Source organism: Burkholderia sp. 4NA327C6 (genome assembly GCF_005502655.1).
Classification (GTDB): domain Bacteria; phylum Pseudomonadota; class Gammaproteobacteria; order Burkholderiales; family Burkholderiaceae; genus Burkholderia; species Burkholderia contaminans.
This window is the reverse complement of sequence record NZ_SCNZ01000002.1, coordinates 143,078-157,420: the sequence shown is the minus strand read 5'-3', so window position 1 is coordinate 157,420 and position 14,343 is coordinate 143,078. Positions and strand designations below refer to the sequence as shown.

At 68.5% G+C, this 14,343-nt stretch carries 13 protein-coding genes; 9 read left to right on the top strand and 4 right to left on the bottom strand.

The window, feature by feature from the left end:
* Positions 1-69: 69 nt before the first annotated feature.
* Positions 70-648, bottom strand: a complete 579-nt coding sequence (locus FFS49_RS02575; protein WP_105818192.1) for a hypothetical protein — start codon at positions 646-648, stop codon at positions 70-72.
* A gap of 95 nt (positions 649-743) precedes the next feature.
* A complete protein-coding gene (locus FFS49_RS02570) occupies positions 744-2,147 on the bottom strand; it encodes a hypothetical protein (RefSeq protein WP_105818193.1) in 1,404 nt (467 codons plus the stop codon).
* 343 nt (positions 2,148-2,490) lie between these two features.
* Here FFS49_RS02570 and FFS49_RS02565 point away from each other — a divergent pair, with 343 nt between their 5' ends.
* The 8 genes from FFS49_RS02565 to FFS49_RS02530 all read left to right on the top strand — a co-directional run bounded on the left by FFS49_RS02565 (position 2,491) and on the right by FFS49_RS02530 (position 10,450).
* A complete protein-coding gene (locus FFS49_RS02565) occupies positions 2,491-3,129 on the top strand; it encodes a hypothetical protein (protein ID WP_039366460.1) in 639 nt (212 codons plus the stop codon).
* 34 nt (positions 3,130-3,163) lie between these two features.
* Positions 3,164-3,730: a helix-turn-helix transcriptional regulator gene (locus FFS49_RS02560; protein ID WP_105818194.1), complete on the top strand. Its 567-nt coding sequence runs from the start codon at positions 3,164-3,166 to the stop codon at positions 3,728-3,730.
* A gap of 117 nt (positions 3,731-3,847) precedes the next feature.
* Complete coding sequence (locus FFS49_RS02555; protein WP_039366455.1) at positions 3,848-4,057, top strand: hypothetical protein; 210 nt, start codon at positions 3,848-3,850, stop codon at positions 4,055-4,057.
* Positions 4,058-4,153: 96 nt separating this feature from the next.
* Entirely contained in the window at positions 4,154-4,735 is a 582-nt protein-coding gene (locus FFS49_RS02550) for an HD domain-containing protein (protein ID WP_105818195.1), read from the top strand.
* A gap of 55 nt (positions 4,736-4,790) precedes the next feature.
* Complete coding sequence (locus FFS49_RS02545; protein WP_105818196.1) at positions 4,791-5,519, top strand: class I SAM-dependent methyltransferase; 729 nt, start codon at positions 4,791-4,793, stop codon at positions 5,517-5,519.
* Between the two features lie 296 nt (positions 5,520-5,815).
* Positions 5,816-6,997: a macrolide transporter subunit MacA gene (gene macA, locus FFS49_RS02540; RefSeq protein WP_105818197.1), complete on the top strand. Its 1,182-nt coding sequence runs from the start codon at positions 5,816-5,818 to the stop codon at positions 6,995-6,997.
* Between the two features lie 2 nt (positions 6,998-6,999).
* Complete coding sequence (locus tag FFS49_RS02535) at positions 7,000-9,063, top strand: MacB family efflux pump subunit (RefSeq protein WP_105818198.1); 2,064 nt, start codon at positions 7,000-7,002, stop codon at positions 9,061-9,063.
* Between the two features lie 13 nt (positions 9,064-9,076).
* On the top strand, positions 9,077-10,450 hold the full coding sequence (locus FFS49_RS02530; RefSeq protein ID WP_039366440.1) for an efflux transporter outer membrane subunit: 1,374 nt from the start codon (positions 9,077-9,079) through the stop codon (positions 10,448-10,450).
* A 42-nt stretch (positions 10,451-10,492) separates the two neighbouring features.
* On the opposite strand, the gene FFS49_RS02525 is transcribed toward FFS49_RS02530, so the two are convergent.
* The gene (locus FFS49_RS02525) at positions 10,493-12,031 is read right to left on the bottom strand and encodes an MFS transporter (RefSeq protein WP_105818199.1); all 1,539 of its coding nucleotides are present in this window, start codon (positions 12,029-12,031) and stop codon (positions 10,493-10,495) included.
* 171 nt (positions 12,032-12,202) lie between these two features.
* On the opposite strand from FFS49_RS02525, the gene FFS49_RS02520 reads away from it, so the two are divergent.
* Positions 12,203-13,108, top strand: coding sequence for a LysR family transcriptional regulator (locus tag FFS49_RS02520; RefSeq protein WP_105818200.1), 906 nt, complete (start codon positions 12,203-12,205; stop codon positions 13,106-13,108).
* Between the two features lie 67 nt (positions 13,109-13,175).
* Here the strand turns inward: FFS49_RS02520 and FFS49_RS02515 are convergent, their stop codons facing one another.
* Positions 13,176-14,219, bottom strand: coding sequence for an AbrB family transcriptional regulator (locus tag FFS49_RS02515; protein WP_105818201.1), 1,044 nt, complete (start codon positions 14,217-14,219; stop codon positions 13,176-13,178).
* Positions 14,220-14,343 lie beyond the last annotated feature (124 nt).

The window sequence follows — 14,343 nt, the reverse complement described above, 5'->3', positions numbered from 1 at the left end:
AGCACAAGTGCAGGCACGCGCCGCTTCACATGTCTGAAGCGCGCCGCCGACGCGGCCGCACGCCGTCGCTCACGACCCGGCACCCAGTTGCGTGCACGCGCGCGTGATCGATTCGGGGCCTTCGAGCGCGAGGATCTGCCACACGCCGATGCTGACGCGCTGGCGCGCCGCCGTCGACGCATCGGCCAGCAACGCCTCGACGCGCGGTGCGGCGTCCGGCGCCTGCTGCTTAAGCGCCGCGTGATGCCGCGCGCGCGACGCCGGTTCGGATTCGTACACGTCGCACAGGCGCACCATTCCGGCAAGGCCGGCGAGGTCGTCGTCCTTGTCGATCGCGCCAGGCTCGACCGGCGCGAGCCCCTTGCGCTCCGCCGCCGGCAGCTTGTTGCGCGCGCCTTCGTCGATCGACGTGGCGGATGCCGGCGGCAAGCCGCCGATCGCCGCGACGATCCGGCTGCCCGCGGCGATCATGTCGCCCTGGCACTCGATCTTCTCGGCGGCCGCGACGTTCGAGCAGAACGACACCGACGTGCGGTACACGTCGTTGCTCATGCGCGGCACCTCGTCCGCGCTCGCCTGCGCGAAGCCGGCGCTCGTCAGCGCCAGGGCGGCGGGAATCAGGATGCGGAAAGCTCTCGTCTTGTTCATTGTTGTTGGCGTAGGGAGTTCTCGGGGCGAGCAACATCGCGCAGCCGCGCGGCGGCGGCCGCAGTGACGCCGGGCCCGCGTCCGGCGGCACGCGATCACTTCATCGACGCTGCCTCCGCTCCGCCGGGCGACAGCGCCGCGTTGTCCTGCTCGCGCCACGTGCGACGCGACGTCATGATCGCCTTCACGGCCGAGCGCGCGACCTTCCACCACGCGAACGGCCGCGGATCGGCGAGCATGCTGAGCGCGCGTGCATAGTCGAGCGTGAGCCCGGGCGTCCATGCCATCGTCACCGCGCGCTTGCGGATCTGCGCGGCAACCCACAGCTCGGGCGTGAGCAGCAGCCGCACGAACGCGCCCCACCCGGCCCGCGCGCCCTTCAGCCGCCACACCGCGCCGTCGAGCGCGGCTTCGAGCGCGTTCGACACCGTGCTCGAGCAATTGCGGTGCGTGAGGTTGTACGTCACGTTCTGCCGGTACGACGTCCAGAACGCATCCAGCTTCGACGGATCGTAGTTGCGGATCCGCACGCGCACGGTCGACGGGCACCACGCCTTCGACTCGGTCGCGTAGTCGGGCTGGAACAGGCCCGGCACGTCGTTTTCGCGGGTCGCGCGCAGGATGCGCGTGAATTCGTCCGGAGAACGATCGATTTCGACGCCCGGATAGAGGCTGATATAGATGCCCTCGGGCGACTCCAGCGCCGCGTGCCCGGTCGAAATCACGCCATTGACGTCCACGGCGGCGATATAGCGGTCGATCACCGGATAGCGCTGCGCTTCGGCTTTCGACGTGCCGGTGGGCGTCCACACGTGCACGGTGAGCGCATGCTCGCCGTCGGCCGGCGGGCCGTCCCATTCGGATTGCGCGAAATGCGGCTGGTCGCGCGCATCGTCGAGATCCGGCGCGAGCGCCGGCGCCGGCGACGTCGCGAACGCCGGATTGCGCGTCAGCCGCCGCACGCGCGCGGCGAGGCTCAGCATGTGCATCCCGCCGAACATCAGCAGCAGTCCGAGACAGTACGGCACGGTGCCCACATAGTGCGTCGGGTACGGCTGATAGAAGAAGACGGCCAGCAGGATCTCGACGACGCCCCACGCGAAGGCGACGTTCCAGCGGCGATAGCGCACCATCCACGCGGCGGTGCACTGCAGCAACCCGTCGACGAGGAACAGCGTGCCGAAGATCATCGACAGCAGGAAATGGCCGTGGTGATGCCCCGCGAACACGAGCCCGGCGGCGACCACGACCACGATCCCCTTCACGTAGCGCAGGATGCGCTGCCCGCCGACGCCGCTGCCGGCCACCGCGAGCGTCGCGAGCCCTTCGATCAGGAACAGCCACGCAAAGATCTGGATCGGGAAGTGCAGCGCGCCGTCGAGCGCGTCGACGAAGATCACGACGCCCGCGACGACCCACACCCAGCCGAGCACGGTCAGCCCGCGCCAGCGGGTACGCAAGTATTCGATGCCCAGCAGCAGCAAGACCAGTCGTACCATCGCGCCCTCTCGTCATTTTTTCGGGATACGCGCTGGTCACGCGTTTCCTGTCGTTTCGACCGCGCATCGTGCGACGCGTCAGCCGAAAGGCGGTAATTCATACCGGCGCGTCATGCCTCGACATGACCGTTGGCGGCCGGGATACCTCCGCACTGGCCGAATAATAAGATATGGCGGAGACGGTTGAAAGCGGCGACGGAAACGTTGTCGGCATGGCGCTGGCAGGGGCCGCCGACCGCTGCCAGGGCAGATATCCCGTTCGACAATCTGCGCCGGATACGCGAGAATCCGGCTTCCGAGGGCGAAAGCCACTGAACCGAACCGCACAGACGGAACAACAACAATGAACGTATCGATCACGCGCCGGCGCCTGCTGGCCGCCGGCGTGGCCGCCAGCAGCCTCGCGCTGTCGGGCTGCTTCACGCCGAAGCTGTACAAGGACGACGGATACAGCGAACAAGTGTCCGGATTCATGATGACCGAGGACGGCAAGAAACTCGTCGTCCTGGGCACGGACTACCATTACATCTTCGATCTGCCGGCGCAGTTGCGGCCGGTACTGATGTCCGGTTACCGGAAGTCGCTGCGCACGACGTTCGCCGCCTTTCATGCGAGCGGCGGCAGCATCACGGGCCAATACCGGATCGTGCTGCCGAAGGACGCGTCGGACGACGATCGACAGGCGGCCGCCGCCGACGGCTTCACCGCCGCGCAGGCCGGCCTCGTGCTCGAAGGCGACATCAGCGGCAAGCGCTATTCGACGGAAGGATTCGCCGAAAAGTACAAGACGAGCACGCAGCCGTTCAACCGGCCGTACTCGGTCTACATCAGGCAATCGCCTTCCGCGCTCGGCATGGGGCTGCGGATTCTCGCCACGCCGGTCACGGTTGCCGCCGACGGCGTGCTCGTACTGGGCGGCATCGTGCTCTTGCCGTTCGCCGCAATTGCGATCCAGGCGAACGGCGGCCTCCGGATCATGTAAAGGCGTGCGGTACGAGCGCAACTGGAGCACCACCATGACCGCCTCACCGCTTCACGTCCCGCCGCTCGGCCCGCAACTCAAGCGCTGGCGCGCGCTGCATCGCGTCAAGCAAAGCCACGCGGCCGAGCTGTTCGGCGTCGCGCAATCGACGATCTCGCGCTGGGAAGCCGGCCGCCAGCAGATGTCGCCCGACGAGCGCGCGGCCGCCGAGCGGTTGCTCGCCGCGCGCCTCGATTCGGCCGGCGACCACGCGCTCGCGCGGCTCGTCGCGGGCAGCGCGGGCCGCATGCACCTCGTGTGCGACCTCACGCACCGCCTGCTCGCTTCTTCGCCGGCGCGCGCGGCCGAATTCTCGCAACCGCTGTCGATGCTGCTCGGCACGTCGCTGTGGCGCTACGCGACGCCGGAGATCGTTCGCATGGAAACCGCGCTCGACACGCTCGGCTGGCACGATCACGCCGGGCCACCGAGCGTCGAATTCGACACCGGTGCGAATGCGTCGCGCGTCGTGCCGATCCGAGGCAGCATGTGCCGGTGGACGCGAATGACGCTGTCGGACGGCTCGGCCGTGCGGCTCGTGGAGACGCTCCAGGATGCATAAGCGCTGGATCGCGACGAAGAACCGCACGCAGGCAACGGCGCGGCGACCTTCGACGCATCCGGCATGCCACGCAAACAAAAGCAACGTGAATGGCAGCACGCCCAGGGGACATGCCACATGTCGACGCTTGTCATGCGAGAACTCGTGATCGTCGCGTTCATACTCTATACGGGCGCGGCCGTGCTGGTCGCGCTTCGCTCGGGTGTGGCCAACGCCGGCGGACGGCGCGTGGCGCGCCGCAGCAGCCCCTGGCTGTTCACCCTGATCGTCGGTGTTCAAACGGGCTTCTTCGCGCTGTTCTGCTGGGCCGGACTTTTCGTGAAGTAGCGGCGCGGTCAAGCGCCACCGCCACGCATATTTCATGCGTGGACGACCCGCGCCCATCCGCATTACGCTAGGCAGTTCATCGCAAGGACGCCGACCATGACCCCCGATACGATCCACGCGCGGCTCGCTTTCCTGCGCGAAGCCGAACGCCTGAAGGATGTGCTGCGCAGCGGCCATACGTCGTCCGGGCGCGCGGAAAGCACGGCCGAGCACAGCTGGCGGCTGTGCCTGATGGCGCTCGTGTTCGCCGATGCACTGCCCGGCATCGACACGCTGAAGCTGCTGAAGCTGTGCGTCGTCCACGATCTCGGCGAGGCGCTGCATGGCGACATTCCCGCGATCGACCAGGCCACGCACCCCGACAAAAGCGCGCAAGAACGCGACGACCTGCTGACGCTGACCGCACCGCTCGACCCCGCGCAACGCGACGAAATCGTCGCGCTGTGGGATGAATACGAGGCGGCGGCTACGCCGGAAGCGCGCGCGGCGAAGGCGCTCGACAAGCTCGAGACGATCCTGCAGCACAACCAGGGCAGCAACCCGCCCGATTTCGACTACGCGTTCAATCTCGGCTACGGCCGCCGCTACACCGACGCCGCGCCGTTGTTCAGCGCGATCCGCGACATCGTCGATGCCGACACGCAGCGCCGGATCGACGCGCGCGGGCAGCGCGCGTAAGCTCGCAGGATCGGGCACGCGGCACCGCGCGCCCCGCCCGCACGAGGCCCAACGCATGACGCAGAACATCTACGACAACCCGGCCTTCTTCGAAGGCTACAGCCGCCTGAACCGCTCGATTCACGGCCTCGACGGCGCACCCGAATGGCCCGCGCTGTGCGCGCTGCTGCCCGAGCTGCGCGGCCGCAACGTGCTCGACCTCGGCTGCGGCTACGGCTGGTTCAGCCGCTGGGCGGCCGATCAGGGCGCGGCAAGCGTGCTCGGCATCGATGTCTCCGCGCGCATGCTCGAACGCGCGGCATCGACCGCCGCGCACCCGGCGATCGCGTACCGCCGCGCCGATCTCGAAACGCTGACGCTGCCGGATGCCGCGTTCGATCTCGCGTACAGTTCGCTCGCCTTCCACTACGTCGCGCACCTCGACACGCTGCTTCGCGCGATCCATCGCGCGCTCGTGCCGGGCGGGCGGCTCGTGTTCTCGATCGAGCATCCCGTTTATACGGCGCCGCGCCGGCCCGGCTTCGTCGTCGATGCGCAAGGCAACCGCTCCTGGCCGCTCGACGGCTACCAGCGCGAAGGCGAGCGCGTGACCGACTGGCTCGCGCCGGGCGTCGTCAAGCAGCATCGTACGCTCGGCACGCTCGTGAACCTGCTGATCGGCAGCGGCTTCACGCTCACGCACCTGAACGAATGGGGGCCGACGCAGGCGCAGGTCGATGCGCTGCCCGCGCTCGACGAAGAACGCGACCGGCCGATGATGGCGCTCGTCGCCGCGCAGCGCTAACGCACGTCAGCGCACGCCGCGACACCCGCACGAACCTTCGCGTGCCGTTGTCACGGTCCGCAACAATGACGCCGCACGGCCTCCGTTGCCGTGCGGCGTTCGCACAATTCAGCACAATTTCCACACGGTTTGGCGTGAAGTCCTCGCTTACCATGAGCGGCTGATTCGACTCGGCACGCCCGCGCGATGCGTACGCGGATGCCGTCGCGGGCACCCTGCCCGACATGCGACGCCGACCGGATCGTCCCGCCCGGCCGCACGCATCGCCGGCACCGCCTGATCCTCGCCGCACGCTCATGACTCAGAAGACCCATCGCCGCCGGCGCATCGTGCTGGCTACCCTTGCCATCGTGGCGATCGCCGCCGGCGTCACGCTGAAGGCGTGCGCGCCCGACAAGCATCCGCAATACCTGTCCGCGCCCGTCTCGCGCGGCGATCTCGAAAACGCGGTGCTGGCAACCGGCGCGCTTCAGGCATTCAAGCAGGTCGACGTCGGCGCGCAGGTGTCCGGGCAGCTGAAATCGCTGAAGGTCAGGCTCGGCGACAAGGTCACGAAGGGCCAGTGGCTCGCCGAGATCGATCCCGTGATTTCGGAAAACGCACTGCGCCAGGCGCGCGCCAGCGAAGAAAGCCTGCGCGCGCAGCAGCAATCGACCGCCGCGCAACTCACGCAGGCCGAGCTCGCATTCAAGCGCCAGCAGGCGATGCTGCCCGACGACGCGACCTCGCGCGAATCGTTCGAGGCCGCGCGTGCGACGCTCGACGTGCAGCGCGCGACCCTCGCGTCGCTCGCCGCGCAGATCCGCTCGGCCCGCATCCAGATCGAAACCGCGCAGGCCAACCTCGGCTACACGCGCATCGTCGCGCCGATCGACGGCGAGGTCGTCGCGGTCGTCACGCAGGAAGGCCAGACCGTGATCGCGCAACAGCAGGCGCCGGTGATCCTGAAGCTCGCCGATCTCGACACGATGACCGTGAAGGCGCAGGTGTCGGAAGCCGACGTGATCCGCGTGCGCGCCGGCCAGACCGCGTATTTCACGATCCTCGGCGAACCGGACAAGCGTCACTACGGCAAGCTGCGCGCGATCGAGCCGGCGCCGCAGAACTATGCCGAAGCGCAGAGCCCGCTCGGCGGCGGCTCGAAGCCGAACTCGGCCGTGTTCTACAACGCGCTGTTCGAAGTCCCGAATCCCGAGCATCGGCTGCGCATTTCGATGACCGCGCAAGTCAGCATCGTGCTCAGCAACGCACGCAACGCGCTCAGCATTCCGGCCGCCGCGCTCGGCGAAAAACGCAAGGACGGCACCTACGCGGTGCGCGTGCTGCGCGCCGACGGCAGCACGGAAACGCGCAACGTCCGCATCGGCATCAACAACAACGTGCGCGTCGAAGTGCTGGCCGGCCTGAAGGACGGCGAACGCGTCGTGATCGGCGACGCAGCCGGTGACGACCACGCGCCGCTCGCGGACGTGGTGTGACGATGAGCCAGCCCCTGCTGAAACTCGCTGCCGTTACGCGACGCTTCCCGGCCGGCGACAAGGATGTCGTTGTCCTGAGCAACGTCAACCTGTCGATCCACGCGGGCGAGATCGTCGCGATCGTCGGCGCGTCGGGCTCCGGCAAGTCGACGCTGATGAACATCCTCGGCTGCCTCGACCACCCGAGCGAAGGCACCTACACGGTGGGCGGCCGCGACACGCACATGCTCGACAGCGACGAGCTCGCGCAACTGCGCCGCGAGCACTTCGGCTTCGTGTTCCAGCGCTATCACCTGCTGCCGCACGTCGACGCGGTCGCGAACCTCGAAATGCCCGCGATCTACGCCGGCACGCCGCGCGCCGAGCGGCACGCACACGCACGCGAACTGCTCGCGCGCCTCGGGCTCGCGGATCGGGCGCACCATCGCCCCGGGCAGCTTTCCGGCGGCCAGCAGCAGCGTGTGAGCATCGCGCGTGCGCTGATGAACGGCGGCCAGGTGATCCTCGCCGACGAACCGACCGGCGCGCTCGACACGAAAAGCGGCCAGGACGTGATCCGCATCCTGCACGAGCTGAACGCGCTCGGCCATACGATCGTCATCGTCACGCACGACCAGGCCGTCGCGCGCCATGCGAAGCGCATCATCGAGATCAGCGACGGCGAGATCGTCGCCGACCGGCCGAATCGGCACTATGCGGAAGCCCTCGCGGAAGTGAGCGTGGGCGCAGCAGAAGCGGCGGAGTCGATCGACGCGGAAGCCGGCGCGCTACCCGCCGACGGTCACCACGACACGCCATCGCCGCCCGCACCGGTCAACACCGATGCGCATCCCGATACCGGCACCCGCACGCGACGCTTCGCGGCCGGCTCCGGCCGCTTCGCCGAGGCGTGCCGGATGGCGTGGATCGCGCTCGTGTCGCACCGGCTGCGCACGCTGCTGACGATGCTCGGCATCATCATCGGCATCACGTCGGTCGTGTCGATCGTCGCGATCGGCGAAGGCGCGAAGCGCTACATGCTCGACGAGATCGGCAGCATCGGCACGAACACGATCAACCTCTATCCGGGCACCGACTGGGGCGACAGCCGCGCCGACGCGATCCAGACGCTCGTGCCCGCCGACGTCGCCGCGCTCGCCGAACAGCCGTACGTCGACAGCGCGACGCCCGAAACGTCGCGCACGCTGCTGCTGCGCTACCGCAACGTCGACGTGAACGCGCTCGTGAGCGGCGTCGGCGACCGCTTCTTCCAGGCCCGCGGGATGCGCTTCGCGCAGGGTGTCGCATTCGACGAGGACGCGGTGCGCCGCCAGGTGCAGGTGGCCGTGATCGACCAGAACACGCGCCGCAAGCTGTTCGGCGCGACGCGCAACCCGATCGGCGAAGTGATCCTGGTGGACAACGTGCCGTGCGTCGTGATCGGCGTGACCGCCGACAAGAAGAGCGCGTTCGGCAGCGTGAAGAGCCTGAACGTATGGGTGCCGTACACCACCGCGAGCGGGCGCCTGTTCGGGCAGCGCCATCTCGACAGCATCACCGTGCGCGTGCGCGACGGGCAGCCGAGCGCCGCCGCCGAGAAAAGCCTCGAAAAGCTGATGACGCAGCGCCACGGCCGCAAGGACTTCTTCACGTACAACATGGACAGCGTGGTGAAGACCGTCGAGAAGACCGGCCAGTCGCTCACCTTGCTGCTGTCGCTGATCGCGGTGATCTCGCTCGTCGTCGGCGGGATCGGCGTGATGAACATCATGCTGGTGTCGGTCACCGAGCGCACCCGCGAAATCGGCATCCGGATGGCGGTCGGCGCGCGCCAGTCCGACATCCTGCAGCAGTTTCTCGTCGAGGCCGTGCTCGTCTGCCTGCTCGGCGGCACGATCGGCATCGCGCTGTCGTTCGGGCTCGGTGCGCTGTTCTCGATGTTCGTCGCGCAATGGAAGATGGTGTTCTCGGCCGGCGCGATCGTGACCGCGTTCGTCTGCTCGACGCTCACCGGTGTGATTTTCGGCTTCATGCCCGCGCGCAATGCATCGCGGCTCGATCCGATCGATGCGCTCGCGCGCGACTGACGCAAGGCCCGCCATGACGCATTCCTCACCGCTTCACCGCCTCGGCGCATTCGCGTGCGCGGCCGCGCTGCTCGCCGGCTGCGCCGGCGCGCGCCACGAACCGCTGCCCGCCGTCGCGATGCCCGCGAACTGGGAAGCACCGGTTTCCGCCGACGCACCGGCAACGACGCGCGACTGGTGGCGCAGCTTCGGCGATCCGCAACTCGATGCGCTGATCGACGACGCACTGCGTGCCAACAACGACCTCGCGATCGCGGCGATCCGCGTGTACCGCGCGCAGCTGCAGGCCGGGCTCGCGGATACGAACCTGACGCCCACCGTGTCACTGGGCGCGAACGGCACTGTGTCGCGCACGCTCGATACGCACCAGATGAGCCGGACGAGCGGCGTGACCGGTTCGCTCAGCTATGAAATCGACCTGTGGGGCCGCCTGGCCGCGCTGCGCGACGCCGCGCGCTGGGAAGCCGACGCGACGGCGGCCGATCTCGAAGCCGCAAGGCTGTCGCTGATCGGCACGACGGCGTCGCTGTACTGGCAGATCGGTTATCTGAACCGGCAGATCGCGCTCGGTGACGCGAACATCGCATATGCGGTCCGCACGCTCGCGGTCGTCCGGTCGCGGCATACGGCCGGCGCCGTGTCGGGGCTCGACCTTGCGCAGGCCGAACAGAGCCTCGCCGCGCAACGCGCCGCACAGACGCAACTGATCCAGCAGCGCACCGAGAATCGCCACGCGCTCGCGATCCTGTTCGACCGGCCGCCGCAGCAACTCGCAGCGGAACCGTCGGCGCTACCCGTCGCGGCGCCGCCGGAAGTCGCGGCCGGCCTGCCCGCGAGCCTGCTCGGCCGGCGCCCCGACCTGCGCGCGGCGGAATTCCGGCTGCGCGAGTCGCTCGCGCAAGTCGATGCGACGCGCACGAGCTTCTATCCGACCTTCACGCTGACCGGCCAGGCCGGCACGTCGAGCACGAGCCTCGAGCGCGTGCTGATGAATCCGGTCGGCACGCTCGGGCTCGGCCTCGCGCTGCCGTTCATCCAGTGGAACACGATGCAGTTGCAGATCAAGGTGTCGAAATCGCAGTACGAGGAAGCCGTGGTCGGGTTCCGCCAGAAGCTCTACACGGCGCTCGCGGAAGTCGAGAATGCGCTGTCGGCGCGCGTGCAGCTCGAACGCGAAGCCGAGCAGCGCGCGCTGTCGCTGGCCCAAGCGCAGCGCGCCGAACAGCTGGCCGCCGCGCGCTTCGCGGCCGGCGCGACCGCCGTGCAGCCGTGGCTCGACCAGCAGCAGCGGCTGCGCGATGCGCAAAGCGCGGACGAGCTGACGCGCCTGAACCGGCTCAACAACCAGATGACGCTGTACCGCGCGCTCGGCGGCGGGATGTCCTGACCGGCGCGTGCACCGCGCCGGCCGCGCCGATCACGCGCGGCGTCATTCACACACGGGCGCCCCACGCCGCGCCGGTGCGAACGCCACCGCGCTCGCCGTCGCGAGCAGTGCCACGCCCGCCGCGCCATACACCATCACCCAGCCGAACCCGTGCACGAGCGCCGCGTGCAGCGCCGCGCCGGTCGGGTCGGCCTGCGCGAGCGCCGGTGCGATCTCGTGCAGCCCGTCGGTCCGGCCGGACGCAATCTCCTGCGCGAGCCGGCGCAGCGCTGCGTCGCCGATCGTGCCCGCGACACCGGCCTTCAGGTTCGCGACGATCCCCGCGACCAGCACGAAGCCCATCGCCGCGATGTTCAGCGCGAGCGAGATCATCCGCGCGCTCATGTCGATGCCCGACGCCATCCCGGCCCGCGAACTCGGCACCGCGCCCGTCGTCGTGTTGGTCACGGGCGTGTTCGTGAGCCCGAGCCCGATGCCGGCGATCACGCAGCCGGGCAGCATCGTGATCCAGCTTGCATGGTCGGCCGCGCTGCCGATCCGCATCAACGCGAACCCCGCGGCGATCGTGAACAGGCCGCCCGGGATCACGACACCCGGCCCGTAGCGCAGCGCGAGCCGTTCGCCGAACGGCGGCGCGACCAGCGTCGGCAAGGTGTACGCGAGCAACGCGAGGCCGGCCGTCACGCTGTCGTAGCCGAGCGCGACCTGGAACCAGATCGGCAGGTAGATCATGAACGGCCAGAAGCTGAAGTTCATCCCCATCGAACCGAAGATCGCGCCGGTGAACGCGCGAATCCGGAACACCGAGAAATCGAACATCGGCCGCGCACTGGCGCGTTCCGCGATGAAGAAGCCGGCCAGCGCCAGCACGGTCGCGCCGAGCACGCCGAGGCCGGCTGCGCTGGTCAGCCCGAGCGCCGCGCTTTGCGTGATATAGAACGCCAGGCCGAGCACCGCGAGCGACAGCGTGACGATGCCTGCGACGTCGAGCCTGCCCGCGTGCGGATCGCGCGACTCCTGCACCGCGCCGCCGATCAGCACGAGCGCAATGGCCGCGAGCGGCGCATGGACGAGGAACACCCACGGCCAGCTCGCCAGCGCGACGATCGCGCCGCCGGCGATCGGCCCGAACCCGAGCCCGATGCCGAACACGATCCCCCAGATCCCGAACGCGCGGCCACGCTCGCGGCCCTCGCGGAACTGATGCGACAGCACCGCAATCTGGCAGATCAGCATCGCGCCGCCGCTGGCGCCCTGCAGCAGCCGGCCCGCGACGAGCACCGGCACGTTCGGCGCGAGCCCGCACAGCAGCGACGTCAAACCGAACAGCACGGTGCCGATCACGTACACGCGCTTGCGGCCGAACCGGTCGGCGAGCGTGCCGGCTGCCATCAGCACGGTCGTGCACGCGATCGTGTACGCATTCATGATCCACTGCATGCCGTTGAAATCGCCATGCAGCACGTGTTCGAGCGTCGGCAGGATCACCGGCACGCTCGAGATTTCGAGGCCGAACATCAGCGACGTGAGACAGACGGCCGCGAGTGCGACCGCATTCCTGCGGGAGTCGGATTGCGTCATGCGTATTGCGCCGCAGCCCGGCAACGGGCCGCGCGCCTCCAGGTGAGAAAGATTCGCCGCGTGCGGCCAGTCACGCACGCAGGACGGGAATCGGTACTATAGTGAGAATTTCCATCCCCATTGACGCACGCATTTCTCCAGACTGGGGAACTGCAGGACTCAATTTCCCCCATGACCGACAGACTTGACGGCGTGACGACCTTCGTCCAGGTAGTGGAATCGGGCAGCTTCGCGCTCGCCGCGGAACGGCTGGACATGACGCGCTCGGCGGTCGGCAAGGCCGTTGCACGGCTCGAGAAGCGGCTCGGCGCGCGGCTGCTGCAGCGCACGACACGCAGCCAGAGCCTGACCGACGACGGCCAGGCGTACTACGATCGCTGCGTGCGCGCGCTCGCTGAACTGGAAGCGGCGGAAGCCGACCTCGACTGCGGCCGCAACGAGCCGCGCGGCAAGCTGCGTCTGAGCGTGCCGCTTGCGTTCGGGCACCACTGCGTGACGCCCATCGTGCTCGATCTCGCGCGCACCTATCCGCATTTGCGAATCGACGTGTCGATCACCGACCGTTTCGTCGATCTCGTCGAGGAAGGCATCGACCTCGCAGTGCGGATCGGCACGCTCGCGGACAGCACGAGCCTCGCGGTGCGGCGGCTCGGCACGCAATACGGCAGCCTCGGCGCGGCGCCGTCGTATCTCGCCCGCTACGGGATGCCGAAGACGCTCGACGACCTGAAAGACCACCGGACGATCGCGTATTCACGCTCGGGCGTGATTCAACCGTGGGACTTGCGCGCGCTGGACGGCTCGACGGTACGGGTCGACATGCCGCACCAGCTCAGTTTCGACGACGTGCAGGCGATCGCGGCGGCCGGCGCGTCGGGGTTCGGAATCGCGTGGGTGCCGAGCTGGCTGCTCGACCAGTACGTGAAGCGCGGCGAGATGGTGGTCGTGCTGGATCGCTGCTTCGTCTGCGAAGGCGACATCCACGCGATCTGGCCGAAGACGCGCTACCTGCCGCGCAAGACGCGCTGCGTGATCGACGCGCTCGCGCAGGCGGTGCCGCCGATGATCGAGCGATAGGCAGGACTGCGCACGGTGCCGCGGATCGTGCCGTACACAAACGTGCGACACGTGCGCGCTACCCGCGCTACTTCGCGTCACCGCCGTCGATCGCCAGCATGCGCCGGCGGCGGGCGCGGGCGAGTGCCGCCGGCGCGAAGTGCAGCACGACCAGCCGCGTCAGATGATGTGACAGGACGAACACGACATTCAATCCGCCGCCATAGGCCACGATCGTGATCGTCTCGATGGCCCCGGGCGCATACGAAAGCCACAGCGGCAGCACCCCATAGCCGGACAGCCGCGCCATCGCCCACGCGAACGCACCGGCCACCATCAGCATCAGCGCGATGCACGCAAGGCCGGTCCGGCCGTATCGCAGCCCGTCCGCCAGTGTGATCTGCTTGAACTGTGCGCCAATCAGCGCGCCCAGGATGACCGACGCCGCATCGACACACCATGCCGGCACTTCGACGTCATGCAGCCATCCCGCTCGCACGAACACGCCGGTCAGCACGATGGCCGTGATCATGAACGGCGCCGGCACACCGAGCCCGAGCAACGCCCGCCCGGCCAGCACGCACAGCGCGACCAGCCCCGTCAGCGCCAGCCATGTCTCGGCCGGCAACGCGGTGACCGCCGCTTGCTGCGGCGCACCCGCCTGCGCCGGAATGAAGCAACTGACGAGAATCGTGATCGACAGGAGCCGCACGAGATGCACGACGATCACCTTGGCCGACGCGCGCTCGGATTCCAGCAGGTCGAATACCGCGGCGAGTGCGCCGGGATAGACGGCCAACAGTGCATCGGCCCGGTTCCAGCGCGAGACGCGGGACAGCCAAAGACTGCCGACTGCGATCTGCGTGGCCAGGCATACGAGCAGGACGCCCAGGCTCGGCACGATCGAAACGACCGTCTGCGTGTCCCACGACCTGAACAACAAGCCGGTCGCCATGCCGAGCACGATCTGCACGAACTCGAGACCGAAGCGCAGCCTGGGCGCGAAACCGAACCGGCTGGTCGCGATCGACGCGGCGAGAATCGCGCCGAGCAGCAGGCCATGCGGGACGCCTGCAACCCGCAGCACGAGCCCGACCGCGGTCAGGCAGGCAAGATACGCGAGCGTTTTCATCGGGAAGCGGCCTGGCACGGGAAAATCCGCATGGACATGCAATCAGAAGCGGTTGGAATGGAATGTCGGATTCGAAACAGAAAAACGGCGCATGCCGAAGCATGCGCCGCCTTGCAGATTGCCG

What these genes read in the sequence shown, in the direction of transcription:
- FFS49_RS02575 (WP_105818192.1), bottom strand. Translation starts at nt 648, where the DNA reads ATGAACAAGACGAGAGCTTTCCGCATCCTGATTCCCGCCGCCCTGGCG.
- FFS49_RS02570 (WP_105818193.1), bottom strand. Translation starts at nt 2,147, where the DNA reads ATGGTACGACTGGTCTTGCTGCTGCTGGGCATCGAATACTTGCGTACC.
- FFS49_RS02565 (WP_039366460.1), top strand. Translation starts at nt 2,491, where the DNA reads ATGAACGTATCGATCACGCGCCGGCGCCTGCTGGCCGCCGGCGTGGCC.
- FFS49_RS02560 (WP_105818194.1), top strand. Translation starts at nt 3,164, where the DNA reads ATGACCGCCTCACCGCTTCACGTCCCGCCGCTCGGCCCGCAACTCAAG.
- FFS49_RS02555 (WP_039366455.1), top strand. Translation starts at nt 3,848, where the DNA reads ATGTCGACGCTTGTCATGCGAGAACTCGTGATCGTCGCGTTCATACTC.
- FFS49_RS02550 (WP_105818195.1), top strand. Translation starts at nt 4,154, where the DNA reads ATGACCCCCGATACGATCCACGCGCGGCTCGCTTTCCTGCGCGAAGCC.
- FFS49_RS02545 (WP_105818196.1), top strand. Translation starts at nt 4,791, where the DNA reads ATGACGCAGAACATCTACGACAACCCGGCCTTCTTCGAAGGCTACAGC.
- macA (WP_105818197.1), top strand. Translation starts at nt 5,816, where the DNA reads ATGACTCAGAAGACCCATCGCCGCCGGCGCATCGTGCTGGCTACCCTT.
- FFS49_RS02535 (WP_105818198.1), top strand. Translation starts at nt 7,000, where the DNA reads ATGAGCCAGCCCCTGCTGAAACTCGCTGCCGTTACGCGACGCTTCCCG.
- FFS49_RS02530 (WP_039366440.1), top strand. Translation starts at nt 9,077, where the DNA reads ATGACGCATTCCTCACCGCTTCACCGCCTCGGCGCATTCGCGTGCGCG.
- FFS49_RS02525 (WP_105818199.1), bottom strand. Translation starts at nt 12,031, where the DNA reads ATGACGCAATCCGACTCCCGCAGGAATGCGGTCGCACTCGCGGCCGTC.
- FFS49_RS02520 (WP_105818200.1), top strand. Translation starts at nt 12,203, where the DNA reads ATGACCGACAGACTTGACGGCGTGACGACCTTCGTCCAGGTAGTGGAA.
- FFS49_RS02515 (WP_105818201.1), bottom strand. Translation starts at nt 14,219, where the DNA reads ATGAAAACGCTCGCGTATCTTGCCTGCCTGACCGCGGTCGGGCTCGTG.